This is a genomic window from Streptomyces sp. NPDC059455, assembly GCF_042750115.1.
Classification (GTDB): domain Bacteria; phylum Actinomycetota; class Actinomycetes; order Streptomycetales; family Streptomycetaceae; genus Streptomyces; species Streptomyces endocoffeicus.
This window is the reverse complement of sequence record NZ_JBHYVB010000183.1, coordinates 21,483-23,271: the sequence shown is the minus strand read 5'-3', so window position 1 is coordinate 23,271 and position 1,789 is coordinate 21,483. Positions and strand designations below refer to the sequence as shown.

General features: G+C 76.7%; 1 protein-coding gene. It reads right to left on the bottom strand.

Annotated features, from left to right (window positions below):
* Positions 1 to 120 precede the first annotated feature (120 nt).
* On the bottom strand, positions 121 to 1,647 hold the full coding sequence (locus tag ACFXB5_RS41590; protein ID WP_385218633.1) for a sensor histidine kinase: 1,527 nt from the start codon (positions 1,645 to 1,647) through the stop codon (positions 121 to 123).
* Between the last annotated feature and the right edge of the window lie 142 nt (positions 1,648 to 1,789).

Genomic DNA, 1,789 nt, shown 5'->3' with positions numbered 1-1,789 from the left:
ACCCTCCGGAGTCTGGAGCGCAGCCCCGGCGCTCCGGGGTCTGGGGCGGAGCCCCAGTTCCGGGAAGGGGCGGGTAGGGGAACAGCCCGCCGCAGGCGCCAAGCTCCGTCGGACGCCCCCTTAGGCGCTCTTCGCCCGCTCCACGCCCCCGGCGCGGTCGGCCGGACGGTCCGCGGGCTGATCCGTACGGTCCGTGTGGTCCGTGTGGTCCGTGTGATCCGCGTCATTCTTACGGTCGGGGCCGTCCGGCCCCTCCGTCCCGTCCGGGATGACCGCCGACACCCGGAAGCCACCCGCCTCCGTGGCCCCCGACACAAAGCCCCCGCCGAGCGTCGAGACCCGCTCCCGCATCCCGACCAGGCCGTTCCCCCCGCTCGGCAGCCCCGCGTCCGCCGCCCCGCGCTCCGATGGTCCGTTCTCCACCTGGACCGCGATCTCGGCGGTGCGGTGCGCCACCCGGACCCGGGCGCTCGCGCCCGGGGCGTGCTTGTGGACGTTGGTCAGCGCCTCCTGGACCACCCGGTAGGCCGTCTGCTCCACCGGAGCCGCGTACCGCCGCTCCTCGCCCTCGACCGAGAGCTCCACGGCCATCCCCGCCGCCCGGGACTGCCCGACCAGCGCCTCCAGCTCCGCCAGCCGCGGCCCCCCGGCCACCTCCGCACCCTTCCCGGCCGCTCCCGCGGCCCCCGCGGCCTTCGCGGCGGCCGAGGCCGCGGCCGCCACCCCCGCCAGCGGCCTCTCCTCGGCGACGGCCCCGGCGGCCCCGGCAGCATCGGAGGCGTCGACGGAGGAGGACCTGGCGGAGGAGGACCCGGCGGAGGAGGACCCGGCGGAAGAGAACCCAGCGGCGGCGGAAGACGAGGACCCGGCGGCGAACGCCGCCCCCGCCCGCAGCCCGTCCTCCGACCTCAGCACCCCCAGCATCTGCCGCAGTTCCGTCAGCGCCTGCCGCCCCATGTCGCCCACCAGCGCCGCGTTCTTCGACGCCTTCTCCGGATCCTTGAGCGCCACCGCCTGCAGCGCCGCCGCGTGCACCACCATCAGGCTCACCCGGTGCGCCACCACGTCGTGCATCTCGCGCGCGATCCGGGTCCGCTCCTCGTTACGGGCCCACTCGGCCCGTTCCTCCGCCCGCTCCGCGAGCAGCGAGAGTTCCCGCTCCAGACCGTCCGCCCGCTCCCGCAGGCTCTCCACCAGCCGCCGCCGCGCCCGGACGTACAATCCCAGCAGCACGGGCGGGGCGGTCAGCCCCAGGGTGAGCACCGTGGCGAACATCGGGGCCTCCCACACGGAGGTTCCCAGACCGCTCTGGGGGTTGTCCCGGCGGAGGCCGATCACCGTGACGAGGAAGCTGCCCACCGCCGCCATCCCGGCCAGCACCGCCGTGATCCGGCGCGGCACCTCGGACGAGGCGAGGGTGTAGAGCCCCACGACGCCGAGCAGCACGCCCATTTCGGCGGGGCTGACCGCGATCGATATCAGCACCACGGCGATCGCCCAGCGGCGCCGCAGCACCAGCGTGGCGCCGACGAGCACCCCGATCAACACCCCGGCGGCCACCGGAATCCGGGCATCGCGGGCGAAACCGACACCCTCCGCCGCGCACTCGATCGACGACGCCACGGCGAGCAGGACATCGAGCCCCATACTCCGCCGCCGCGCCCACCACCACGGCCCCGGGGGGGGGCCCCCCCCCCCCCCCCCCCCCCCCCCCCCCCCACAAACGGGGCCCCCCAACCGCGCGGGGGCCCCGCCGGTGCAGGGTGCCCCCCGGGCCGCCCCCCGCCCC